General features: G+C 72.1%; 24 protein-coding genes. 10 read left to right on the forward strand and 14 right to left on the reverse strand.

The features are described from left to right. Positions 1 to 69: 69 nt before the first annotated feature. The 7 genes from WME89_RS51265 to WME89_RS51295 all read right to left on the reverse strand — a co-directional run bounded on the left by WME89_RS51265 (position 70) and on the right by WME89_RS51295 (position 5250). The gene (locus WME89_RS51265; RefSeq protein ID WP_438006786.1) at positions 70 to 540 is read right to left on the reverse strand and encodes a hypothetical protein; all 471 of its coding nucleotides are present in this window, start codon (positions 538 to 540) and stop codon (positions 70 to 72) included. Continuing rightward, a complete protein-coding gene (locus WME89_RS51270) occupies positions 537 to 947 on the reverse strand; it encodes a hypothetical protein (protein WP_438006787.1) in 411 nt (136 codons plus the stop codon). The genes WME89_RS51265 and WME89_RS51270 overlap by 4 nt, the downstream gene beginning before the upstream one ends. Then, positions 940 to 1482, reverse strand: a complete 543-nt coding sequence (locus tag WME89_RS51275) for an RNA polymerase sigma factor (RefSeq protein ID WP_437306350.1) — start codon at positions 1480 to 1482, stop codon at positions 940 to 942. Before WME89_RS51275 ends, WME89_RS51270 begins: the two co-directional genes overlap by 8 nt. A gap of 53 nt (positions 1483 to 1535) precedes the next feature. Continuing rightward, positions 1536 to 2615: a Spy/CpxP family protein refolding chaperone gene (locus WME89_RS51280; RefSeq protein WP_438006788.1), complete on the reverse strand. Its 1080-nt coding sequence runs from the start codon at positions 2613 to 2615 to the stop codon at positions 1536 to 1538. A 179-nt stretch (positions 2616 to 2794) separates the two neighbouring features. Further along, on the reverse strand, positions 2795 to 3286 hold the full coding sequence (locus tag WME89_RS51285; protein WP_438006789.1) for a GreA/GreB family elongation factor: 492 nt from the start codon (positions 3284 to 3286) through the stop codon (positions 2795 to 2797). A gap of 46 nt (positions 3287 to 3332) precedes the next feature. Beyond that, complete coding sequence (locus WME89_RS51290; protein WP_438006790.1) at positions 3333 to 3797, reverse strand: YetF domain-containing protein; 465 nt, start codon at positions 3795 to 3797, stop codon at positions 3333 to 3335. Positions 3798 to 3984: 187 nt separating this feature from the next. Further along, on the reverse strand, positions 3985 to 5250 hold the full coding sequence (locus tag WME89_RS51295) for a hypothetical protein (protein WP_438006791.1): 1266 nt from the start codon (positions 5248 to 5250) through the stop codon (positions 3985 to 3987). A gap of 649 nt (positions 5251 to 5899) precedes the next feature. Between WME89_RS51295 and WME89_RS51300 the strand changes: the two genes are divergently transcribed. From WME89_RS51300 to WME89_RS51320, 5 genes are read left to right on the forward strand one after another with little or no spacing between them, the layout of a single operon-like run. Continuing rightward, positions 5900 to 6502, forward strand: coding sequence for a response regulator (locus tag WME89_RS51300; protein ID WP_438006792.1), 603 nt, complete (start codon positions 5900 to 5902; stop codon positions 6500 to 6502). A gap of 46 nt (positions 6503 to 6548) precedes the next feature. After that, positions 6549 to 7283: an ATP-binding protein gene (locus tag WME89_RS51305; protein WP_438006793.1), complete on the forward strand. Its 735-nt coding sequence runs from the start codon at positions 6549 to 6551 to the stop codon at positions 7281 to 7283. A gap of 37 nt (positions 7284 to 7320) precedes the next feature. Continuing rightward, complete coding sequence (locus WME89_RS51310; RefSeq protein WP_438006794.1) at positions 7321 to 8826, forward strand: sensor histidine kinase; 1506 nt, start codon at positions 7321 to 7323, stop codon at positions 8824 to 8826. Positions 8827 to 8876: 50 nt separating this feature from the next. Continuing rightward, on the forward strand, positions 8877 to 9611 hold the full coding sequence (locus WME89_RS51315; RefSeq protein WP_438006795.1) for a response regulator: 735 nt from the start codon (positions 8877 to 8879) through the stop codon (positions 9609 to 9611). Beyond that, positions 9605 to 9979 carry a response regulator gene (locus WME89_RS51320; protein ID WP_438006796.1) on the forward strand — a complete coding sequence of 125 codons (375 nt, stop codon included), beginning with the start codon at positions 9605 to 9607 and terminating at the stop codon, positions 9977 to 9979. Before WME89_RS51315 ends, WME89_RS51320 begins: the two co-directional genes overlap by 7 nt. A 106-nt stretch (positions 9980 to 10085) precedes the next feature. Here WME89_RS51320 and WME89_RS51325 read toward each other — a convergent pair whose 3' ends face one another. Both WME89_RS51325 and WME89_RS51330 read right to left on the reverse strand, forming a co-directional pair. Then, the gene (locus WME89_RS51325) at positions 10086 to 10592 is read right to left on the reverse strand and encodes a hypothetical protein (protein WP_438006797.1); all 507 of its coding nucleotides are present in this window, start codon (positions 10590 to 10592) and stop codon (positions 10086 to 10088) included. Between the two features lie 179 nt (positions 10593 to 10771). Next, positions 10772 to 11626 (reverse strand): aspartyl/asparaginyl beta-hydroxylase domain-containing protein, encoded by an 855-nt coding sequence (locus tag WME89_RS51330; protein ID WP_438006798.1) that lies wholly within the window; start codon positions 11624 to 11626, stop codon positions 10772 to 10774. A 139-nt stretch (positions 11627 to 11765) separates the two neighbouring features. Here WME89_RS51330 and WME89_RS51335 point away from each other — a divergent pair, with 139 nt between their 5' ends. The 5 genes from WME89_RS51335 to WME89_RS51355 all read left to right on the forward strand — a co-directional run bounded on the left by WME89_RS51335 (position 11766) and on the right by WME89_RS51355 (position 15212). After that, positions 11766 to 12245 carry a hypothetical protein gene (locus WME89_RS51335; RefSeq protein WP_438006799.1) on the forward strand — a complete coding sequence of 160 codons (480 nt, stop codon included), beginning with the start codon at positions 11766 to 11768 and terminating at the stop codon, positions 12243 to 12245. A gap of 65 nt (positions 12246 to 12310) precedes the next feature. Continuing rightward, complete coding sequence (locus WME89_RS51340; protein WP_438006800.1) at positions 12311 to 12940, forward strand: methylthioribulose 1-phosphate dehydratase; 630 nt, start codon at positions 12311 to 12313, stop codon at positions 12938 to 12940. Beyond that, positions 12937 to 13482, forward strand: coding sequence for a 1,2-dihydroxy-3-keto-5-methylthiopentene dioxygenase (locus tag WME89_RS51345; RefSeq protein WP_438006801.1), 546 nt, complete (start codon positions 12937 to 12939; stop codon positions 13480 to 13482). Before WME89_RS51340 ends, WME89_RS51345 begins: the two co-directional genes overlap by 4 nt. Then, positions 13479 to 14207: an acireductone synthase gene (gene mtnC, locus WME89_RS51350; protein WP_438006802.1), complete on the forward strand. Its 729-nt coding sequence runs from the start codon at positions 13479 to 13481 to the stop codon at positions 14205 to 14207. Before WME89_RS51345 ends, mtnC begins: the two co-directional genes overlap by 4 nt. A 123-nt stretch (positions 14208 to 14330) precedes the next feature. Further along, positions 14331 to 15212, forward strand: a complete 882-nt coding sequence (locus WME89_RS51355) for an S-methyl-5'-thioadenosine phosphorylase (RefSeq protein ID WP_438006803.1) — start codon at positions 14331 to 14333, stop codon at positions 15210 to 15212. A gap of 37 nt (positions 15213 to 15249) precedes the next feature. Here the strand turns inward: WME89_RS51355 and WME89_RS51360 are convergent, their stop codons facing one another. The 5 genes from WME89_RS51360 to WME89_RS51380 form a co-directional block, all read right to left on the reverse strand. Then, positions 15250 to 16401, reverse strand: a complete 1152-nt coding sequence (locus WME89_RS51360) for a methionine aminotransferase (protein WP_438006804.1) — start codon at positions 16399 to 16401, stop codon at positions 15250 to 15252. Between the two features lie 53 nt (positions 16402 to 16454). Further along, positions 16455 to 17291: a nicotianamine synthase family protein gene (locus WME89_RS51365; RefSeq protein ID WP_438006805.1), complete on the reverse strand. Its 837-nt coding sequence runs from the start codon at positions 17289 to 17291 to the stop codon at positions 16455 to 16457. A 13-nt stretch (positions 17292 to 17304) separates the two neighbouring features. Next, positions 17305 to 18117, reverse strand: coding sequence for a phytanoyl-CoA dioxygenase family protein (locus WME89_RS51370; protein ID WP_438006806.1), 813 nt, complete (start codon positions 18115 to 18117; stop codon positions 17305 to 17307). A 434-nt stretch (positions 18118 to 18551) separates the two neighbouring features. Beyond that, entirely contained in the window at positions 18552 to 20357 is a 1806-nt protein-coding gene (gene asnB / locus WME89_RS51375; protein ID WP_438006807.1) for an asparagine synthase (glutamine-hydrolyzing), read from the reverse strand. 63 nt (positions 20358 to 20420) lie between these two features. After that, entirely contained in the window at positions 20421 to 21749 is a 1329-nt protein-coding gene (locus WME89_RS51380) for an MATE family efflux transporter (RefSeq protein WP_438006808.1), read from the reverse strand. Positions 21750 to 21772: the final 23 nt, after the last annotated feature.

The following is a 21772-nucleotide window of genomic DNA, read 5'->3' on the forward strand; positions in this document are numbered from 1 at the left end:
GACGGGAGCACCAACCCCGCCCTGACCAGCGATCTCCGGGCGATCAGCTCGCCCTGAGCGCCGGCCCTCTCAATCCCCCCGCTCACCGGGCCCGCGCCCGCGCCCGCGCCCAGGGTGCCCCGGCCCGTGCGGCGGCGGGCCGGGACGCTGCTTGCGCTCCGCCTCGAGCTCCTCGTAGCGGGCCTGCTGCTCGGGCGTGAGGACGCTCTTCACGCGGGCGTCGGTGCGATCGCGGAGCGCGTCGAGCGCGGGGCGGCACTCCGAGAGGAGCCGCTCCCGCTCGACCTCGGCCTCGGCGAGGGTGGCCCTGAGCTCGCGCACCTGGTCGCTCGTGAGGTCGAGGCGGCGGCGCATCGCCCCGAGCCGGAACTGGGCGCGCGCCTCGGTCGGAGGGCGCCGGAAGGTCGCCTCGAGGTCGCTCAGGGCCGTGCTGCGGCCGATGGCGGCGCCGGCGACGCCGCCGAAGAGGAAGACGGCGGCGAGCACGGCCAGGGGCTTCCAGCGCGCAGGGGCGGGCGGGGGCGCGGGCGGCAGGGTCATTCGCTCGCCTCGATGGTGTCCACGGAAGCCATGATCGCGCTGTCGACGTCGCGCTGCGTCTGCAGGAAGAAGAGCACGCTCGCGGCCGCCGCGAGGGCCGTGACGAGGATGGCGGCGCGACCCGACCGGACGATGCCGTCGGCCATCGCGGGGCGCGCGGGCAGGCGCGCGGACAGCGGGGCGGACGTCGCGGCGCGGAGGACGGCCTCGGTGAAGGCCGCGTCCGGCGCGAGGCCCCCGGTGGCGCGCGCGATGCGGGCGAGCGGGTCGTCGGCCGCCCCGGCGGCGCGGAGGACGGCCTCGGTGAAGCGGTCGTCGGCGTCGTCCACGTCCAGCCGATCGGTCGCGGCCGCGAGGCGCGCGAGGTCCCGATCGAGGTCGGTCCGGTCGTCGTCGCGGTCAGGCATGCGGCGCCTCCTTCTCGGTCTGTCGCGCGCGGAGCGCGGCGCGGGCGCGCACCAAACGTTGCTCGACGGCGCCCTCGGAGCAACCGAGCGCCGCCGCGGCCTCCTTCGCGGGGAGCCCCTCGACGGCGACGAGGACGAGCGCCGCGCGCTCCTGGGGCGGCAGCGCGGCGAGCAGGGCGTCGAGCTCGCGCAGCGCGACGCGCGCCTCGGCGGAGACGAGGCCGTCGAACCGCGGCTCGGCCGGCGCCTCGCGCGGGGTGTCGCGGCGGCGCCGGAGGGCGTCGAGGCAGGCGTTCGTTACGATGCGGTACAGCCAGGTCTCCACCTTCGATCTCCCGTCGTAGCGCCCCTCGCGCAGGGCTCGGTAGGCATCGACGAACGCCTCCTGCAGGGCGTCCTCGGCCTCCGCGAGGTCGCCGACGAGGCGCGCGGCGAGGCGGTACATCGGCGCGCGCGTGTGCTCGACGATCTGCCGGAAGGCCGCGTCATCGCCCCCGGCGACGCGCGCTGCGACGAGCCTGAGGTCGACGATCACGATCCCTCGCGATTCTGCGCCCATCGCACCGCGCGCGCCACCGGGACCGGCGCTCAGCGGCGCTCGGGGCCGCGCTCGCCGCCGCGGCCGGGGCCGCCGCGCTCACCGTCGCGGCCGGGGCCGCGCTCGCCGTCGCGGCCGAACTTGCCCGCCGCCGGGCCCTTCTCGAGGCGGTCGGCGAGCGCCTGGCGCTGCGCGTCGTCGAGGACCGGGACGATCGCGCCCAGCGCGTCGACCATGCGGTCGAGGTGCGCTCGCGGGCCCATCTTCGCGTCCGCGGCCGGCAGGAACGCGCTCGCGTCGAACTGGTCGCCGGCGAACGCCTCGAGCCGCGCGCGCATCTCGGCGCGCTTCGCCGCGTGATCGGCCTTCCACGCCTCCCGCTCGGCGTCGCTCGGGCGCATGCCCTCCAGCGCCTTGTCGATCTGCGCGCGCTGCTCGTCGCGCAGGTCGAGGCCGCGGAGGAGGTGGCCCAGCGGGCCGCCCTTCATGCCCGGGCCGCCCTTCATGCCCGGGCCGCCCTTCATGCCGGGGCCGTGCATGCCGGCGTGCTCGCGGCCGTCGCCGTGGTCGCCCTTCTCGCCTCGCGCGTCCATCTTCGCGGCGACCGCGTCGACGAGCTCGCGGCGCTGCTCCTTCGTGAGCGTCGCGTGGAGCTTGCTCAGCGCCCCGGCGACGCGCGCGCGCCGCTCCTCGGCCGCGCGGCCGGCGTCGGGCAGCTTCGCCTCGATCGCGGCGCGATCGATCTTGCCCGCGCGCACGCCCGCGGCGAGCGCCGCGAAGGCGGCGCCTCCGTCCTGCGGGCGCTCCTTCGCGCCCTCGTGCAGGCCCTCGAAGGCGCCCCGGATGGTCGCCTTCTGCGCGTCCGACAGGTCGAGCTCGTGGAGCGCCGCGCGCAGGAGGTGCTCGGGGCCGTGCGCGCCCCCACGAGGACCGAAGCCCTTGCGGTGGCCGCCGGGCTCACCGGCGCGGCCGCCCTTCGACGGCCCCTGCGCGAGCGCCGCCGCCTCGGCGGCCTCGTCGCTCGGGGACGTGTCGCTCTGGCCGGTCTCCGCGGTGCAACCGGCCGCGCCGACGAGCGCGCCGACGAGCGGCAAGATCCCACCAAGCCTCCACCAACGAGACTGCATCATGGACTCTTCTCCTGGGTCGCCCGCGTCGTGCCGAGCGGGTCGTTCATCCCTGGGACGCTGGCGGGCAGGGGCTCCCTACGAGGAGGAGGATCTTTTTCTGGAGGCGCGCCGGGCAGGCTCACTTCTCGCGAGCGCGCGAGCAAGCTGGCGCGGCCGTACGAGCCCGCGCCGCCGGTCCCTCACCGCACGCTGATGATCTGGTACAGGCGCGTCCCCTGCGGCGTGGCGACCTCGGCCTCGTCGCCCTCCGACAGGCCCAGCAGGGACGCGCCGAGGGGGCTCGTCGTGGCGAGGGTCTGCAGCTCGACCCCCTGGAACTGCATCCGCTCGCCGCCGGCCGCCGGCAGCAGGAAGTACAGCGCGCGCCGCTTGCCGCTCTCGAGCTCCACCAGGGCCGAGCTCTCGATGCCGGCGCCCGGGCCGAAGTCGCGCACCGGGAGGGCGCCGAGCCTGGCGAGCGCCTGCTCGATCAGCAGCACGCGCTCGCTGTGACCCCGCGCCACGTACGACGCCTCGGTCGCGCGCATGTCCTTGTCGCCCTCGGCGCGGTTCTCCTCGTGGGTCACGGCGCTGGCGGCGTCGCGCGCCCGCTCGGTGGAGCGCTCGAGCTCGCGAGCGAGCTGATCCTTCAGGGCCGCGAGCAACGCGCGCTTGTCGATGACCGGAGGCATGGACTGACGCACCCTACCAGACAGGGTCGCGACGGTCACTCCGCCGTCAGCCAGGAGCCGTGCTCGAGGCGGCGGCATGGGGCTGGCGTGCTCCGTGGCGACCGTCTCCCCTGGACGACTGCTGTTGCTCCTCCCGCCTGGGCGGACCGCCGACCGCGCGCGCCCATTCCGAGCTCCCGCACCGGTCGCACGCGGGCGGCTCCTCCCCGCGCCGCACGACGAGGCCGCAGCCCGAGCACGCCCGGACGCCGTGCGCCTCCGGCTGCGCGCGGTGCGCGTCCTCGTCCCACGCGGGCAGGATCGAGAGCCCGGGCCGCTCGTCCTTCGCCTTGATGAGCGAGAAGGCCCCGTTCGCCTCAAGGTGGAGGCGATCGACCTGGCCGAGGTGCTCGAGGCCCTGGGAGCGCAGCTGGGCAAAGACGCGATCGCGCGAGAGGAGCGCGCTCGATATGGCGCGGTTGTCCAGGCACCCTTTCCAGCATGCACCGTGCCCCTGCCGTCTCTGGCGCACTGTCACGAATTTTCGAGGTGCTGTGCCGTCACGCCCCACCCCTCGAGTGCGCATGAGGCGCAGCGCCTCGCTCGATGCGCGAGCCCTTCCAGCGACGCCCGTCGTGCGCCGGCCCGCCGGAAGCCTCGATGGGAATGACTGGCTCCTGCGCTAGCTGGATCCGTGCCCGTCAGAGCCCGGACGTGGCTCAGGGCGATCTCGGCTTCGCGCACGGGTCCGCGCTCGGTCCGGCCGCGGTTCGCCCCTCCCAGAGGCGAGCGAGGGGGCTCCGAGCGCTCAGCGCGCCCGCGCCGGCGAGCGCGGCCCACGTGACGATGGGACCATCGCCCTCGAGCGCGCGCAGCGGCGGCGCATACCCGGTCGCGGCGAGCTTCAGCCCGTCGGGCGTGGGCATCACCAGCAGGTCCGCGTTGTCGAGGCTCACGCGCTCTCGCAGCGTCTCCATCAGGGTCGGGTCGCCGTAGGTGAACGGCGCGAGGCAGCGCTCGAGGATCGGCTGCAGCGCCTTCCTGGACGCCGGCGATCGGTCGAGCGGATCGGTCACGGGCGCGCCCGTGCGCGCGTCCAGCATGTACCAGAGCTCGCCCCCGGGGTCCCAGGGGTGCGTGCCGCCCTCAAACCGAGTGGCATCGTGCGAGCGGATCCCGAGGAACCCCCGCTCGTTGAGCGCGACCTCGAACGCGCGCGAGGCGGCGGTCCGCTCGCCCACCTTGCACGCGCGCAGGCCCGCCTCGGCTTGCTGCCTGAACACCCATTCGCTGCTCTCGAGCCTGCGGTTGATCGCCGCCTCGACCTGCGGCGTGGCGGCGCCGAAGACCTCGGGCCAGGCGAGCTCCTCGCTGCACGGCTCGCCGGGCTCGAAGAAGCCGAGCTGCCCGGCGGGCGCCCCGGGATCGGGCTGCGGCGGGAAGCGGCGCGCCCGCTTCTTGGTGGCGACGAGCAGCGCGTCGCGCGCGCCGACCGAGGCGAGGTCGAACGCCAGCGAGGTCCCGTTCGGGCTCGTCCACGTCCCGATGATGTGGCCGTCGGCCCGGCAGGTGCCCGCGAGCCGGCCCGTCGGGCGCGCCGGGTTGCCCTCGGTGAGGGCGATCTCGCCGGCGTCGGTGACCGACCCCGTGAGCGGGATGTCGACCCCGACGTGAGCATAGAAGTAACGGCCGCGCAGGGCCGCGCCGTCGCGCTCCAGCCGCGCAAACACCTCGAGCCGCGGGCCGATCGTCCCGTGAAAGCCGCGCTCGAGCGCGCAGGCGCTCTGCGGCGCCGGCGCGGCCGGCTCGGTCGGCCCCGGCGGGGGCGCGGCCGGCCCCGGCGCGGTGGCGGCCCGCTGCGGCGCAGCGGCCGCCGCCGCCTTCGCTCCGGCGGGCGCAGCGGCGCTCGCGGCAGAGCCAGGCGAGCTCGCGTGGCCGCACGCGGGAAAGCAGGTGATCAGGAGAAGGGACGCTCTCGCGCGCATGGATGACCTTGTACACCGGGCAGGAGGCCCGCTGTCGCCAGGACAAGGGCGCCCGGCCCCCGCTCTTCCACGCCGCCGCCGCCCGGGCGGCGCGGCGCCGGCGACACCCGGGGCGCGACGCCCACCACCGACGACAGGCGCGCGCGGCGGCGCCCGGCCAGGCCGCCGCCGGCGCCGCGCGCGTCAGGGCGCCCTCCTTGCGAATCTGCAATGGATGTCTGTTGTGCAGCGGGGAAACCGATTCAATCCTTGCACATGTGCAATCCAGGCCCTGGGCCTGTGGACGCGCTTATCGTCCACGTGACTCGAATGTTTCAAATCAGTGAACTTCGAGCCGAGAGCTGAACCGAACTGAAACGAACTGGACCGAGCTCCAGCAGGCACGAGGTCGCTTCGCGGTGGCGATCGCGCGACGTAGTCAGGAATCGCTTTACCGTCCCAGGGTCCGTGGTGTAGATTCCTGATCTGCTCCTGCGGTTGCTTCGCGATGTCACGTGTCGAACGGAGCGCATGATATCGACGCGCAGCTCCACCGAGGGGCGCCGCGCGAGCTAGCGAGCCCGGCGCGCGCACAGGACATGACCCCAGGCCTACCGCCGAGCACCACAACAGGGCTCGATCCCCCGCACGCACACACAAGAGGAGTCTCGTGAGCCTGTATGCCCCGGAGAGGCTGCGCGTGCTCGTCGTCGACGATGAGCAGAGGATGCTGGACAGCATCGCCGCCATCCTCTCCGACGACGTCGATGTCACCACCTGCAGATCCGCCCACCGGGCGCTCGAGATGCTGCATACAGGCCAGTTCCACGTGGTCTGCTCCGACTACAAGATGCCGGGGATGAACGGTGAAGAGCTCCTGAAGCGGGTCACCGAGCTGCCGGTCTACACGAGCTGCCTGCTGATCACCGGAGCCGAGGAGTACATCCGCTCCAGCGAGGGCGGCCGTCACTACGTCATCCTGAAGCCGTTCGAGCCCGCCCGGATCACCCGGATCGTCGTGGAGCTCGCGCGGCTCGCCCAGACGCGGCGGTCGGTCGGCGGCGTCGCGAGCTCCCTCGCGGGGCGCGAGAGCGTCGCGCCCGGCTCGGGGCGGCGCGCGCCGTCGTACAGGCCGCCGGAGATGCGGGATCCGCCGGAGTCCTCGCGCCGCGAGAAGGTGAGCTCGTACCCGCCCCCGTCCTCCCGCACGACGAGCCACGTGGGCGTGACGCGGCTCGGCGACCTCGCGCTCCCGGGCCGGTACAACAAGTGACGACCAGGCGAGGAGGGGAGCGCGCCGAGGAGGGTCATCGCCTGCGATGATGAGCCGGGATCCGCTCGGCGCGGCGGAGCAGGCCGCGACGGCCGAGGAGATCGTGGCGACGCTGCGCCACGATCTGCGCAACTGCTTCGGCACGATCCGCAATGCGGCGTACTTCATCCGGCGCAAGGTCGCCCGGGAGCAGGTCTGTCGGGACGACCCGCGGGTGGAGCAGTTCATCCACGTGATCGACGAGGAGGTGATCGCGGCGAGCGCGCTCGTCGACGAGGTGATCGGCTCGCGGGCGCGCCCCCTGCGCCGGACGGTGAGCGCGAGCGCCCTCGAGTGCCTCCGCACGGCGGCCGCGTGCGCGCGCATCGCGGGGCCCGGGATCCGCGTCGACGTCGACGCGGCGGACGGCGCTGTCGAGCTCGATCCGGCCGAGCTGTCGCTGGCGGTGCGGTGCCTCGTGGAGAACGCGGCGGAGTCGATGGAGGGCGGCGGCGTCGTGGCGCTGCGCGGGCGCGTCGTCGGCGGCGCGCGCTACCGCATCGAGGTCGAGGACACCGGGGCGGGCGTGCCCGAGGCGGAGCGGGAGGCGATCACGCGCCCGTTCTACACGACGAAGCCCGGTCACCTCGGCCTCGGGCTCAACATCGCCGGGCGCGTGGCGCGCCGCTATTTCGGCGCGCTCACCATCGAGAGCGGCGCGCCTTGCGGCACGCGGACCTGCATCGAGCTGCCCCTCGCGGTCGAGGCGCCCGGCGCGGGCGCCGCGGAGCCGCCGCCGTGACGCGGCCCTGCGAGCCAGACGCGGAGGAGGCGCCGCGATGAGCATCCGGGCCGGGCTCGCGCTGATCTTCGCCGTGGCCGCGGCGGTCGTCGCGCTCGCCGCCGCGGCGCTCCACGTCACGTCGACCCGGATGGCGCTGCTCCAGCGGCGCTCCGAGCTGTCCTACGAGGACCTCACCCGGCACGTCACGCTCGCCAACCACGCGAGCCGCTACATGCGCGAGGCCGCGGAGATCTCCCTCGGCGGCGGCGACACCGAGGAGCTGCGCCACCTGACCGAGCTCGTCGCGCGGGACCTGGCCGCGGTGGAGGCGCCGAAGCGGGCGTGGCTGGAGGACGAGGTCCTCCGGGAGGACGCGCCCGAGGCGCAGGCGGAGGACGAGCGCCTGCGCCGGATGCGCGTGAGCTTCGCGCGGATCGCCGGGGACATGGGCGAGGTGACCCGCATGGCGAGCGCCGGCGATCGCAAGGCCAACCGGCGCTTCGTGGAGGCGCCCGAGGCGGAGTACGAGCGCGAGTTCGTGCCCCACATCGACGCGGCCATCGCCGACGCGCGGCGCGACGTCGCGCGGAGCACCGAGGAGGCCGGCCGCGCGGGCGCGCAGATCCGGCGCGGGGGCGTCGCCCTGATGGCGGCGGCGCTGGTGATCCTCGTCGTGCTCCTCGGCGGCCTGCTGCGCACCATGGCGCGCGGGTTCAGCGCGCTGACCGAGTGCGCGCGGCGCATCGCCGGCGGCGACCTGGCCTACGCGGTGCCCGACCTCGGAGCGCACGAGTTCGGGCGCATGGGCGCGGCGCTCCGGCACATGGCCGAGAGCCTGCGCGAAGCCCAGGAGTCGAGGCTGCGCGTCGAGCGGCTCGCCGCGATCGGGCAGCTCGCGGCGAGCATCGGCCACGAGCTCCGCAACCCGCTCGGCGCCGTCAGGAACGCCTCGTACTACCTCAGGAAACGGCTAACGGGGACCGAGCTCGGCGCCGAGCCGCGCGTCGGCCAGTTCCTCGCGCTGATGGAGAAGGAGCTGCTCTCGTGCACCAGGATCATCAGCGATCTCCTGGACTTCGCGCGCGAGCGCAGGCTCTGCCGGTCGGCCTGCCCGCTCGGGCCGCTGGTCGACGACGCCATCTCGGTGGTGCAGGCGCCCGCGCACGTGCGCCTCGCGAACGAGGTGCCGCCCGCCCTGCCGGTGCCGAGCCTCGACAAGGACCAGTTCCGCCAGGTGCTCGTGAACCTGATCCAGAACGCGGCCGAGGCGATCCCGGCCGGCCGCGAGGGCCGCGTGGGCGTGGGCGCGCGCGCGTGCGACGGGGAGGTGATCCTCTCGGTGACCGACGACGGGGCCGGGATCGACAGGGAGCACCTCGCGAAGATCTTCGAGCCGCTGTTCAGCACGAAGCTGAAGGGGACGGGGCTCGGGCTCGCGATCACCGCCGGCATCGTCCGGCTGCACGGCGGCAGCATCGCGGTCGAGAGCGAGCTCGGGGCGGGGACGACCTTCACGATCCGGCTGCCGCGCGCCGGGGCGCCGGCCGCGCCATCGACGTGAGAGGCGACGTGAGAGGCGACGTGAGAGGCAGCGTGAGAGGGGGAACGACGATGCAGGCGACCAGGCGGGTGCTCGTGGTGGACGACGAGGAGGGGATGCGCGCCACGCTCGCCGCGAACCTCGAGCTCGAAGGGTACGAGGTCGTCGAGGCGCGGGACGGCGCGCACGCCCTCGCTCTCGCGCGGCAGCAGCGCTTCGAGCTCGTCCTCAGCGACGTGAAGATGCCCGGCCTCAACGGCGTCGAGACCTTCCGGGAGCTCAAGCGCATCCAGCCGGGGCTCACGGTGGTGCTGATGACCGCCTTCGCGATCGAGAAGCTCATCGAGGAGGGCATCGGCGAGGGCGTCTACGCGGTCATCTACAAGCCGTTCTCGATGGAGCACCTCGTGCGGATCGTCGCGCGGGCGCTGGAGTCGCGCCCCGTCCTCGTGGTGGACGACCTCCCCGACGTCGCCGAGCTGATCGTGGCCGGGCTGCGGGCGGCGGGGCTGCGCGCCGAGGCGGCGTACGACGGGTACACGGCCATCCAGCGCGCCCGGGACGAGACGGTCGACGTGTGCGTGCTCGACCTCGTGATGCCGGCGCTCGACGGCGTGAAGACGTACGAGCAGCTCCGGTGTATGAGCAAGCAGATCCGCGTCATCGCGATGACCGGCCACGCGCCCCCTGAGATGATCCACGCCTTCACGAGCCGGGGCGGGTACGCCTGCCTGCACAAGCCGTTCGACGTGCGCGAGCTGATGCACGCGATCGCGCGCGCCCGGAGCGATCCCGGGTCGTGCTGAAGGCCGCGGGACAGCTCCCCCTCGTGCTGCTCGTGGACGACGACGAGGCGTCGCGGCTCGTGCTCGCCGCGCTCCTCGAGGACGAGGGGTTCGAGGTCGACGTGGCCGGCTCGTTCGCCGAGGCGGACCGGAAGCTCGCGGCCGCGGGCGCGCGGTACGACCTCGCGCTGCTCGACCAGAACCTCGGCGACGGCCGCGGCGCCGCGCTGCTCGGGCCGCTGCGGGCGCGCCTGCCGGGCGCGAAGGCGGTGCTGCTCAGCGGGAGCGACCACGAGGATCTCGGCGGCGCGCCTCCGCCCGACGCGGCGCTCTCGAAGGGGCTCGGCTTCCCGGAGCTGCTCGCTCAGCTCCGGCGGCTGCTCGGCTGAGGCCGGGCGCGCCCCGGGGCTGGCTCGGCGAGGAGCGCGTCGGCCCGACTCGGGTCCTTCTCTGGGCTCACGGGCTCGCTCCTCGGGCGACCCGGGTGACGCGGGGCTAGCGCCCGCCGTGCGGGTCCTGGACGTCGCGCGGGTCGAGCGTGGACGCGGGCGAGCCGTTGTCCACGCAATCGCAGACCTGGCAGCCGTTCCTGTCGGTCGAGCAGCGGGTGTCCTTGCCGAGGCACAGCGGGCGGTACTCGCTCGGACAGCTGCCCTTCCTGGGGCCGGAGGCGCCCGGCGCGGCCGACGCGGAGGACGTCGTCGGGCAAGGCGAGAACCCGTGGTTGCAGGCATGGCCGCACCCGAGGGCGCCGCCGGCGGCGAGCGCGACGAGCGCGGCGAGCAGCACGAGCAGCATGTCGGAGCGGACGGCGCGCGCCGTCACGCACCGCTGCGCGGGGGCCGGCTTGACGCGGGCCTCGCCGGGGACGGCGGCGCCGCGCGGGCGAGCGGCGACAGCGGCCCCGGCGGCGTCGACGTACGGTTCCCGCTCCCGCCGGGGCGCCGGGCCCGGCGTGAGGTCTTCCAGCGCGCCTGTCTGTGCGTGAGTGATTCTAAGCATGATCTGCCCGCTCCCTCGAAGCGCGGAGCCCCCGCGAGCCCGCAATATTTCATGCTATGGAGGTCCGGGGCCGCTGGCAAGCAGGCGTATCTTTCCGCTCGGGGCGCCACCGGAGGCGGTGTGTGCTTGCGGATGTGGGTGAACCTGGGGCCGCGGGCAGGGCGCCCGGAGCTCGGGTATCACGTGAGGGCGGGCTGATAAAACGGATGTCCGGGCACGTTGAGGTTCAGGAAGGTGATCTTCTCGTTCAACCAGTGATCTCGCCGAGCGGCGTCGCCGCGCCCCTCGAAGTAGCGCGCGAGCAGGTCGTAGCTCGATAGGGCGCCCAGGTCGTCCGTGTGGAACACCTTCCGGAACAGGTCCTCTGCGGCGCTCTGGCGGCCGCTGCTCATCAGCGCGTCGGCGTCGCGGCAGAGCTCCGCGAAGCGCTCCTCCGAGAGCCTGGGCTTGTCCCGCACCGCGTCGGGCTGGAGGAGCTCCTGGGCGATGAGCTCTTCCAGGTGGCCGTTCATGTAGCAGTCGAGAATCAGGTGAATACGCTCCTCGGAGCCGCGATTGCAGGCTCCATGGCGCGTCTCGTGAGGGGACAGCTTCCAGAGAAAGCCGCTCTTCATGTGGACCGAGCGCGACGGCAGGACGATGAGCGCGTCCGGATTGGTCTTCAGGGGAACGTGAAGCCGGAGCCTGGGAACGCGGCTCAGGTTGTGTGCCCCGTAGTCGGTGTGCTCCCACAGGAACGCCTTCGGATCGAGCCGGAGCAGCCTGACCCACATCAGCTTGAGGCCTGACCCCTCGATGAAGGCGCGGACCCGAGGCAGCCGCGGGACGACCTCGGTGGGGATGGGCGCGCAGTCCGCGAGATCGTTCTCCTGCGAGTCTCCGCTCGCGTTGTAGAGCGCGGCGGTCTTCCACCCGCCGGACTGATACCGCGAGTAGTTCTCGGTCCACGGGATGTCGGCGCGCGCGACGTCTTCGAGCATGCCGTCGATGACATCACGGGGGATCGCTCCGAGCTGGGACGTGTACTTCAGCATGAGGCCTCCATTCGGCGGGACCGGCAGCGGATACAGGCGGGCGAGTCACCCCATCAACGCTGCTGCCTGGCCGCCACGCGCGGCGCCGGGCTTGATCCCGGTCGCGCCCCCTGGTACCACTACGGTAACTCTATTGCAAATGAAATTTAGTCTACAAATAGCGGCGCCGGCGATCGCCGCCGCGCTGGCGCTCGGCGCGCCGCGGCGCGCGCTGGCGGAGGCCCCCATGCGCCTGCCGAGGCTCACGGGGCCCGTCGTGCTCGACGGCGCCGTGGACGAGGCCGCGTGGCGCGCGGTGGCCCCGGCGCCGGTCATCGTCTACGAGCCGGTGTTCGGGGGCGCGCCGTCGCAGGTCACGGAGATCCGCGTCGCTCACGACGACGACCACCTCTACCTGGCGGCGCGGCTGCGCGACACGGAGCCGGCGGAGGTGAGGGCCAGCGGCACCCTGTCCGCGAGGGGACCGACCTGTGGCTGGTCTACGACGAGCGCCTCGGCGGCGCGGCGGCGGCCCACGAGCGCGCGCTCCTGCTCAAGTACACGCACGCGATCGCGCGCTGAGCCGGAGCCGCGCACGCGCGTCGATGTGACCGGGGTGGCGCCGCGCGATGAGAATTAAACGCAAATGAATTGCATCATGAGAGTTCTCGTTGTAGATGGCGGCCGAGGAGAGGACAGGTGAGCATGTCGGCAGCTTCTCCCATCGCGGCCTCCCTGGCCGAGGCAGCGCGGGAGCTCGTGGAGGCGGGTCGGTTCCTGAGCCTGCGCAGCTTCGTGCCGGCCACGAGCGGCAACTTCTCGCGCCGGCTCGACGCGCGTAGGGTGGCTGTCACGCGCTCCGGCGTGGACAAGGGCGAGCTGACGGAGGCCGATATCCAGGTGGCGGATATTCATGCGCCGCCGCCGCCGGGCTCCTCGGCGGAGACGCCGCTGCACCTCCATCTTTACCGCGAGCGCCCCGGGGTGGAGGCCGTGCTGCACACCCACTCCGTCGTCAGCGCGCTCCTGTCGTCGCTGCGCGAGGCGGAGGGGGCGATCGCGCTCCGCGGCTTCGAGCTACTCAAGGCGCTGGGCGACACGCGCACCCACGAGGCGACGGTCGTGATCCCCGTCTTTCCCAACGACCAGGACGTGCCGCGGCTCGCCGAGCGCGTGTCGGCGGAGCTGGCCCGCCGCCCGGATGCGGTGGGCTACCTCATCGCGGGTCACGGGCTCTATGCCTGGGGCCGATCCGTGCGCGAGGCGCGCCGCCACACGGTGGCGCTGGAACACCTGCTCACCTGCGAGCTCGAGAAGATGAGGCTCTGTCGATGAGTGACCTGACCATTTATCCTGAGGACCACCCGGAACAGCCGTCGGGGGTCTACACCGAGCTCGACGACATCCGCCGCGAGCTCGGCGCCATTGGCGTTCGCTTCGAGCGGGTCGATGCCTCCATCGCGCTGCCGGACGGCGCCGGTCAGGAGGAGGTGCTCGCCGCCTACCGCCACGTGGTGGAGGCCGAGCGCGCGGCGCACGGCTACGAGATCGTGGACGTGGTGCGCATGAGGCCAGATGCGCCGAACGCGGAGCAGGCGCGGAAGAAGTTCCTGGCCGAGCACACGCACACCGAGGACGAGTCCCGCATCCTGGTGGAGGGCAGCGGCTGTTTCTACCTGCACGCCGCGCGGCGGGTGCTCCAGATCGTGTGTACGCGCGGCGATCTCATCAGCGTGCCCGCCGAGATGCGGCACTGGTTCGACATGGGACCTCGGCCCCTGTTCGCGGCGATCCGCTTCTTCGAGCGTCCGGACGGCTGGGTGGGTAACTTCACGGGGAGCGACATCGCGGACCGATTCCCCAGGTACGCGCCGTGAGCGCGGTGCGCGCGGTCGTCACGGACATCGAGGGGACGACGAGCTCGGTCGCCTTCGTGAAGGAGGTCCTCTTCCCCTTCGCCCGGCAGCGCCTCCCGGCCTTCGTGGCGTCGCGCCGGGACGACCCGGCGGTGCGCCGGCACCTCGACGAGGCGCGGGCGCTCGCCGGCGACGTGGCGCCGGGCGACGAGGGCACCGTGGCGCTCTTGCGGCGCTGGATCGACGAGGACCGCAAGGTCACGCCGCTCAAGGCGCTGCAGGGGCTCCTCTGGGCCGAGGGCTACGCGCGGGGCGAGCTCACAGGTCACGTCCACGCGGATGCGGCGGCGGCCCTGCGGGCCTGGCATGCGCGCGGGCTCCGCCTGTACATCTACTCGTCCGGCTCGGTCGCCGCGCAGAAGCTGCTGTTCGGCCACTCGGCCCACGGCGACCTGACACCGCTGTTCTCCGGCTACTTCGACACAACGACCGGCCCGAAGGTGGAGCCTCGGTCGTACGCCCTCATCGCCCGGGCGCTCGAGCTCCTGCCCGCGGACATCCTCTTCCTGTCGGACAGCGTGGCAGAGCTCTGCGCCGCCCGCGACGCCGGGCTGCGCACCGCGTGCCTCGATCGGGGCGAGGTGCCCATCGCCCCTGGTCACGGCCACCCCGTGTTCACCAGCTTTGAAGGGCTCGATCCTTCCAGTATCCCACGCACAGAGCGGATGGATGGCCCCGGAGATTGAACCACAGAGAGCACAGCGCGCAGCATCTTCTCTTCTTCTTTCCTCTGTGCCCTCTGTGCCTCTGTGGTTCGAATTCTCTCCCCTCACCGCGTCTCGAGCCACGACAACTTCCGGAGCTCCACCATGTCGCGAACCCCCACTCCCGTGCTCGGCGTCCTCGGCGGCAGCGGCCTGTACCAGATCGACGGCCTGAGCGACGTCACCTGGCGCAAGGTGTCCTCGCCCTTCGGCGACCCCTCGGACGAGCTGTGCTTCGGCACGCTCCACGGGCACCGCGTCGTGTTCCTGCCGCGGCACGGCCGCGGCCATCGCATCCCGCCGTCGGAGATCAACTTCCGGGCGAACATCGACGCGCTCAAGCGCAGCGGCGTCACCGATGTCCTCTCGCTGTCCGCGGTGGGCAGCCTGCGCGAGGACCTGCCGCCGGGCACCTTCGTGGTGGTGGACCAGTTCATCGATCGCACGTTCGCGCGTCACAAGAGCTTCTTCTCCACGGGCGTGGTGGCGCACGTGTCCATGGCGAGGCCGGTGTGTCCGCGGCTCGGCGACGCGGTGATGGCCGCCTGCGAGGGGCTCGACATCAGCGTGCGGCGCGGCGGCAAGTACCTCGTGATGGAGGGGCCGCAGTTCTCGTCGCTCGCCGAGAGCGAGCTGTACCGGAGCTGGGGCTGCGACGTCATCGGCATGACGAACATGCCCGAGGCCAAGCTCGCCCGGGAGGCGGAGCTCTGTTACGCGACCGTGGCCATGGTGACGGACTTCGATTGCTGGCACCCGGACCACGACGCCGTCAGCGTTGACCAGGTGGTCTCCGTGCTGCAGCGCAACGCGGACAGGGCGCGCGCGCTGGTGAGGAACGTGGTGCCGCTCCTCGGCAGCCACCAGGGTCCCTGCCGCCACGGCTGCCAGACGGCGCTGGACAGCGCGATCATCACCGCCCCGGAGGCGCGCGATCCCGCGCTCGTCGAGCGGCTCTCCGCGGTGGCCGGCCGGGTGCTGCGCTGAGGAAGGTCCTCGGCGCGCCCGCCGAGCGCCGCCCCTCTCAGACCCGGCGCAGCCGCTCCGCCGCGCGCTCGAGCGTCTCGTCCCGCTTGGCGAAGCAGAACCGCAGGACGGGCCCGGGCTCCACGCCGGAGAGGAACGGAGAGATCGGGATCGAGGCGACGCCGTGCTCGCGGATGAGGCGCAGCGCGAAATCGGCGTCTCGCTCGGTCGTGATCTCGGAGTAATCGACGAGCTGGAAATACGTGCCCTCGCACGGCAGCGGGCGGAACCGCGAGCCCTCGATGAGCTTCAAGAACTGGTCGCGCTTCGCCTGGTAGAAAGGGGCGAGCTCAGCGGCGAGCGGATCGCGCGCCACGACCTCGGCGTACGCGAGCTGGATGGCCGCGTTCACCGCGAACGTCACGAACTGGTGCACCCGCTGGATCTCGGCCGAGAGCGGCTGAGGCGCCGCGCAATAGCCGACCTTCCAGCCGGTCGTGTGGTACGTCTTCCCGAACGAGCTGATGACCACGGAGCGGTCGGCCAGCTCCGGATACCGCGCGAGGCTCTCGTGCCGGCGCCCGTCGAAGAGGATGTGCTCGTACACCTCGTCGCCGACCACGAGGGCATCGGTCCCTTCCACCACTCGCGCGAGCTCGCGCATGTCGTCGGCCGACAGCATCGTTCCGGTCGGGTTGTGCGGCGAGTTGATGAGCAAGAGCCGGGTACGCGGCGTGAGCGCGCGCCGCACCTCGTCCCAGTCGACGCGGTACTCCGGGAAGCGGAGCGTGACGAACACCGGCGTGCCGCCGTTCAGCTGCACGGCCGGCGCGTACGAGTCGTAACAAGGCTGGAACAGGATCACCTCGTCCCCGGGCCGGACGAACGCGCTGATCGTGCTGAAGATGCCCTCGGTCGCCCCCGAGGTGATCGTGATCTCGGTCGCCGGGTCGTAGCGGCGGCCGTAGAGCCGCTCGATCTTCGCGGAGAGCGCCTCGCGCAGGGCCAGCACGCCCTGCATAGGGGCATACTGGTTGTGGCCGGCGCGCATGTGGCGGGCCACGGTCTCGACCAGCTCCGGCGCGCAGTCGAAATCCGGGAAGCCCTGCGACAGGTTGATGGCGCCGTGCTCGTTCGCGAGGCGCGTCATCACCGTGAAGATGCTGACGCCGGTCGACGGCAGCTTCGAGGGGAGCAGGGGCGTGGTCATGATGGGTTCCTCGGCCGGGTCCTGACAGGCCGGGACCTTAGCATGTCGTCGCTTCAGCCGGCGATCCGGTCGTGCTCCGGCCGCTCCGCGACGATGACCGAGTTGATCACCTCGTCGTGCGGATGGATCTCCAGGAGCGGCTCGAACGGCGCCATGCCATGGATGTCGACCTCCGGGTAAAGCAGCGTGCGCAGCCGCTGCGAGCTGCGGACGAGGAGCAGCGCGCCCGGGCGCATCACCCCGTGGAGGTGGTGGAGCAGGCGGCTCTTCTCGCGCCGGTTCATGCCGACGAGCGCGGCCAGGAACACGCAGTCGAACTCCGAGAGGTCGGAGCAGGCCAGGGCGTCGGCGCAGGTGAACCTGAGCTTGTCCGAGAGCCCGAGCCGACGGGTGAGCGCGCGGGCGTCAGCGCACGCCTGCTCGTCGACGTCGATGTTGCTGACCGGGAAGCCGAGGCGCTCGGCGAGCAGGATCGAGGTGAAGGGAAGCGGACCGGAGCCGATGAACAGCACGCGCCGCGGCAGCTCGTCGCGCGCGCCTCGCAGGCTGGAGAGCTCGAGCCGGGTCAGCTTCTCGTAGTTCACGGCGTACGGAAAGCTCCGGAGCTCGGCCGCCGGGTCGTCCGCGGCGGCGATGCGCCGCGCCCAGTGGCGCTCCAGCTCGTACTCGCCGCGCGAGCAGACGCGCCAGAGGCCCTCCCGGATCGCGCTGACGACGGGATCTCCGAGCACCTCGTCGGCCTCTCCGCGCGAGCGGGACATGGAGATGCTCACGAGCTCGCTGAACAGGTGGTTCACCCGCTGGCTCGGCTCGAGGGAGCCCATGCTCGCGAGCTCGTTGTAGATGCGGTGAATGCGTGTCGAAAGCGAAGAGTCGGTGACCGTGTTCATGTTGCTCTCCAGCTCAGCAGAGCCGTTCGTCAGGATCGGTGTGCCAGGGCAGGGGAGCGGCGCTCCCCTCGTACGCCGCCGGCAGGAGGGCGCGGAGCCGCGCCGCGGCGCCCTCGGGCCAGCTCGCCGGCACGTACGGGAGCCGCTCGTCGAGCCCCGCCTTCAGCGTGAGCCGGGCGCGGACGCGCTCGGGGAGCTCGCCGCAGTCCGGGATGTACCAGAGGCTCAGCGCGGTGCGCTCCGCGTCGCTGTCATTGGCGTGCGTCGCGTGCAGGAGGCGCACGTCGACGACGACGAGGTCGCCGGCGTTGACCTGGATCGAGACCTCGTCGGGGTAGCTCTGGAAGGCGGGCGAGCTCGGATCCCGCATGCTCTCCAGATCGGGAATGCAGGCGCCGCGCAGGGGCTCATGGAGCCGGTGGCGCCTGAGGTGGCTGCCCGGGATGACGCGGAGGCAGCCGTTGTGGGGTGTCGTGTCCACGAGATAATAGATGAGGATCAGCTCGCGCGGCTCCGGCTCGTAAGCGACCGGATCGCTCCAGACCGTGCAGTCCTGGTGCCAGAAGGTCCGCGGCGTCCTCGGCAGCTTGTTGAAGACGATGCCGTGCAAGTAGCGCGGCTCGTCGAACCCGAGGCCGCGGAGGGCCGCGAGGGCACGCGAGTGTCCGATGAGGTCGACGAACCCCGGCTCCCGCAGGATATCGAGCAGGCTGCCGATGGCGACGTGCTTCTCCTGGTACTCTCTGGACTGCTGCGGCGCGAGGAGCCCACGCGCGAGCGCGTTGTAGCGGCCCACCTCGTCCTGCCCGAGGACGCCCGGGATCACGGCGTATCCCTCCGACAAGAGGCGCGCCCGCGCCGCGCTGCATGGCGGTGGTTCGGGGAGAGGGCTCGCGATCGGCTCGACCATCAACTCCATGAGGACTCCCTTCCTGAGCAACGTGCCCCTTCGAACCACGGCGCCGCGATCGACAGGCAGCAGGGGCGCGAAGCCGCGGCGCCGAGGGCGCGCCGGGCATGACGGGAGATCAGGCGCGAGCTCGCCGGGCGTGCCGTCTGATCTCGAGGCCAGGCGCGCCGCGCGCGCGGGCTCCTCCGCGCGGCTCCGGAGGCTGCTGCGCCGCGAGCATGCCGGGCTCGCCGGCGCTGGCAGGCCACTTATGCGTCATGAACAACGAAATGTCAATTGCAAATGGATTGCATTTAACAGGGGCGAGCGTTGCGGCTGGGCTGTCATTTCCCGTCCCGGTGCGCGTGGGATCAGGTGGCCAGCGAGGGCGCCAGATACGGGGCCTGTCGCCGGAGGATGCCCTCGGCCGTGTACAGGCGGGAGAACAGGTTGCGCGTGGCCGGGTCCGGATCCTCCCAGAGCCTCCTCAGGTACCTCGGGTCGACGAGCCCGGCGCTGCTCAGCACGCAGCCCTGGTCGAAGAGGATGGCAGCCCTCTCCGCGAACGGCCTCGAGAACCACATCTCCGCGGGGATGGGGAACCCCTGCTTCTTGCGCGAGGCGATCGCCGGGGGGACGAGATCGGCGAGGGCCTGCTTGTAGATTCCCTTCTCGGAGCCGTCGAGCTGCTTCAGCTTGCTCTGGAAATCGAAGGCGGCGCGGACGAGCTCGGTGCTCGCGAGGGGCGAGCGGGCCTCGACGCTGTGGCGCATGCTGATGAGGTCCATCTGCCGGAACTCGTAGACGGCGAGCCGGCCGTGGAAGTGCAGGAGCTGCACGGCTTGCAGGCTGTCGAGCGGCCAGTCGGCGTACAGCGAGAGGATCTGGCGGTACTTGTTGGCCGTCAGGCGCGCGGCGTCGTGGTGAGGCATGAGCTGCCCGAGGTCGGTCTTCCCGGACCAGTGAAAGGTGGCGTAGTAGCGCTCGGCGAGCTCGGGGAGGGGCACGTCCGCCATCGCCCGGCCGTAGGAGTAGCCGTCGAAGATCTCGTCAGGACCGCTCCCGGAGAAGATGACGCGCGTCTCTCGCCCGGCCTCCTCGAACAGCCGGATCAGGCAGGGCGCCTCCTGGGACCCCAGCGGCTCGCCGGCGGTCTCGATCCACCGGTCGAGGTAAGTGCAGTACTCGGTGTCCGACAGGGTGATCTCGGTGTGCTGTGTGGCGTGCTCCCGGGCCAGCGCTCTCGAATAGGCGAACTCGTCGAAGACGCTGGTGCTCTTCGGGAGGAGCTGACCCGTCGGCTGAAAGCCGATGGAGAACGTCTTCATCGGCAGGCCAGCGCGGCGCGCCGCGGCGAGGACGGCCGTGGAGTCGATGCCGCCGCTCAGCAGGAGGCCGTAGGGGACCTCGAGGTCGAACGTCCTGCGGCAGCCGTCGACGACGGCATTCCTGATCTCCTGCTGAATCGCGGGGACGTCGGTCCTCGTCAGGTCGCCGCGCGGGATCCGGTAATAGCGCCCCGTCTCCTGCCGCTCGGGCGTCCTGGTCAGCCAGGTGCCGGACTCGAGCTTGCGGATCTGCCGGACGTGCGTGGCGCTGCCCAGGATGAAGCGGTGCGCGGTGAACTCCGCGAGGCCGTCGAGGTCCCAGTCCTTCCTGCGGTAGGGGTCCTTGATCAGCGGGTCGATCTCCGAGGCGAAGACCAGGGCGTCGTCGTCCTCCCACAGGTAAACGGTCTTCTGCCCGGTAGGGTCGCAGGCGATGAGCCCCGTCTGCGTCGCGCGGTCGAACAGGGCGAAAGCGAACATGCCCTCGAGCTGCTCCACGCAGCCGAGCCCCCAGGCCTCGTATGCCGCGAGGATGACCTCGGTGTCCGAGGCGGTCCTGAACGGGAACCGCGACAGCCGCGCGCGCAGGTCGCGGTGGTTGTAGATCTCGCCGTTGAAGACGATGGTGAGGCGCTGATCGGCCGAGGTGAGGGGCATGTCCGCGCCGGGGTTCCCGGCGTCGGTGATGCGCAGCCGGTTGCTGCCGAGGAGCGCCCAGCTCGCGCATTGCACGGCGCCCCGCGCGTCCGGCCCGCGGTGGTGCATCGCTTCGAGGAGCGACGCCATCTCGTCGTGCTGCGCGGCGCCGATGGGCCGCTTCTTGTTGAAGATGCCAGCGATCGAACACATCGAGCACTCTCCTGGAGCTGGAACTGGACGTGGCGTGGAGCGGAGCGCGGCCCGGAGGGGCCGTCAGGCGGTGACGGGCTCTCGAGAGCGCGCCGGGAACGCCACCGGCAGGAGCCTCGGGAGCGCCAGGTGGAGATAGACAGAGCGCGTCAGGCTGAACAGGAGGAAGGCCATCCAGAGCCCGTGGTTGCCCCAGCGCGTCGAGAAGACAGGCCAGGTGACGAAGAAGACCAGGGTGGCGGCGAGCAGCGAGTTGCGGACGGGGCCGGCCCGGGTCGCGCCCGTGAAGACGCACTCGAGGATCATGCTCCAGAAGATGGCGACCGGGAACAGCACCATCCAGACGAAGTAACGGCCCGTCATCTGCGCGATCGACGGAAGCGGCGTGAACAGCCCGAGGATGGCCGGCTGCGCGGCGGCGCACGCGAGGCTGATGGCCAGCGCGGACAGCGAGGCCGTCCAGAACGAGAGCCGGATCGTGTCGTGGAAGCGCTCCCGGGACTGGGCCCCTATCGCCTGGCCGGCGAGCATGCCGGCGGTGTTCCCGAGCCCGCCCAGCGCGCTGGAGATGACGAGCTGCATGTGCATGAGGATCGCGTTGACGGCCAGGACCTCGGGGCCGAGGAGCGCGCTCTGGCGGGTGATCCAGCCGAAGACGCCGAGCAAGCAGGTCGTGCGCACGAGGACGTCGCTGTTCACGCGCCACATGCGGGTAATGGCGTGGCGATCGACGAGATGCTGCCACCGGAGATGGACGCCGCGCAGGTGGCCCTTGCGCCAGATCACCAGGAAGCCGACGAGGACCTTCGTCACCTCGGCCAGCACGGTGGCCCAGGCGACGCCGCTCACCCCGAGGTCGAGCGCCGTGACGAAGGAGACGGTGAGGACGAGGTTGAGCAGGTCCATCCCGACATAGAGCAGCATCGCCCAGCGCACCTCGGCCATGCCGATGAGCCAGCCCGCGACCACGTAGCCCATCAGCACCGCGGGAGCCCCCCAGATACGCGCCTCGAAGTAGGCCGCCGCGTGCGACTCGACCTGCCCGTGGGCCCCCATCAGATCGAGGCCGGCGGCCCCGAGGGCGCCCTGGAGCAGCAGAAAGACGCAGCCGACCAGGCCGGCGAAGACCAGCGGGCGGAACAGCTGCAACGCGGCCTCCTGGCGGTCCCCGGCGCCGCGCGCCTGGGCTGCGAAGCCGCTCGTGCTGGTCCGGAAGAAGCCGAGGAGCCAGTAAAGGGTGTTGAAGATCTGGCTGCCGATGGCGACTCCCCCCATCGTGGCCGCGTCGCCGAAGTGCCCCATGACGGCGGTGTCGGTGGCGTTCATGATGGGCCCCGACAGGCCGGCGAGGGTCAGGGGGAGCGCGAGCTTCCAGTACGATCCGAAGCTCAAGGCCTCCTGGCGGGGCTGCGTGC

It is taken from the genome of Sorangium sp. So ce321, from assembly GCF_051530195.1.
In the GTDB taxonomy this organism is placed as follows: domain Bacteria; phylum Myxococcota_A; class Polyangia; order Polyangiales; family Polyangiaceae; genus Sorangium.

What these genes read in the sequence shown, in the direction of transcription:
- WME89_RS51265 (WP_438006786.1), bottom strand. Translation starts at nt 540, where the DNA reads ATGACCCTGCCGCCCGCGCCCCCGCCCGCCCCTGCGCGCTGGAAGCCC.
- WME89_RS51270 (WP_438006787.1), bottom strand. Translation starts at nt 947, where the DNA reads ATGCCTGACCGCGACGACGACCGGACCGACCTCGATCGGGACCTCGCG.
- WME89_RS51280 (WP_438006788.1), bottom strand. Translation starts at nt 2,615, where the DNA reads ATGATGCAGTCTCGTTGGTGGAGGCTTGGTGGGATCTTGCCGCTCGTC.
- WME89_RS51285 (WP_438006789.1), bottom strand. Translation starts at nt 3,286, where the DNA reads ATGCCTCCGGTCATCGACAAGCGCGCGTTGCTCGCGGCCCTGAAGGAT.
- WME89_RS51295 (WP_438006791.1), bottom strand. Translation starts at nt 5,250, where the DNA reads ATGCGCGCGAGAGCGTCCCTTCTCCTGATCACCTGCTTTCCCGCGTGC.
- WME89_RS51305 (WP_438006793.1), top strand. Translation starts at nt 6,549, where the DNA reads ATGATGAGCCGGGATCCGCTCGGCGCGGCGGAGCAGGCCGCGACGGCC.
- WME89_RS51310 (WP_438006794.1), top strand. Translation starts at nt 7,321, where the DNA reads ATGAGCATCCGGGCCGGGCTCGCGCTGATCTTCGCCGTGGCCGCGGCG.
- WME89_RS51315 (WP_438006795.1), top strand. Translation starts at nt 8,877, where the DNA reads ATGCAGGCGACCAGGCGGGTGCTCGTGGTGGACGACGAGGAGGGGATG.
- WME89_RS51325 (WP_438006797.1), bottom strand. Translation starts at nt 10,592, where the DNA reads ATGCTTAGAATCACTCACGCACAGACAGGCGCGCTGGAAGACCTCACG.
- WME89_RS51330 (WP_438006798.1), bottom strand. Translation starts at nt 11,626, where the DNA reads ATGCTGAAGTACACGTCCCAGCTCGGAGCGATCCCCCGTGATGTCATC.
- WME89_RS51335 (WP_438006799.1), top strand. Translation starts at nt 11,766, where the DNA reads ATGAAATTTAGTCTACAAATAGCGGCGCCGGCGATCGCCGCCGCGCTG.
- WME89_RS51340 (WP_438006800.1), top strand. Translation starts at nt 12,311, where the DNA reads ATGTCGGCAGCTTCTCCCATCGCGGCCTCCCTGGCCGAGGCAGCGCGG.
- WME89_RS51345 (WP_438006801.1), top strand. Translation starts at nt 12,937, where the DNA reads ATGAGTGACCTGACCATTTATCCTGAGGACCACCCGGAACAGCCGTCG.
- WME89_RS51355 (WP_438006803.1), top strand. Translation starts at nt 14,331, where the DNA reads ATGTCGCGAACCCCCACTCCCGTGCTCGGCGTCCTCGGCGGCAGCGGC.
- WME89_RS51360 (WP_438006804.1), bottom strand. Translation starts at nt 16,401, where the DNA reads ATGACCACGCCCCTGCTCCCCTCGAAGCTGCCGTCGACCGGCGTCAGC.
- WME89_RS51365 (WP_438006805.1), bottom strand. Translation starts at nt 17,291, where the DNA reads ATGAACACGGTCACCGACTCTTCGCTTTCGACACGCATTCACCGCATC.
- asnB (WP_438006807.1), bottom strand. Translation starts at nt 20,357, where the DNA reads ATGTGTTCGATCGCTGGCATCTTCAACAAGAAGCGGCCCATCGGCGCC.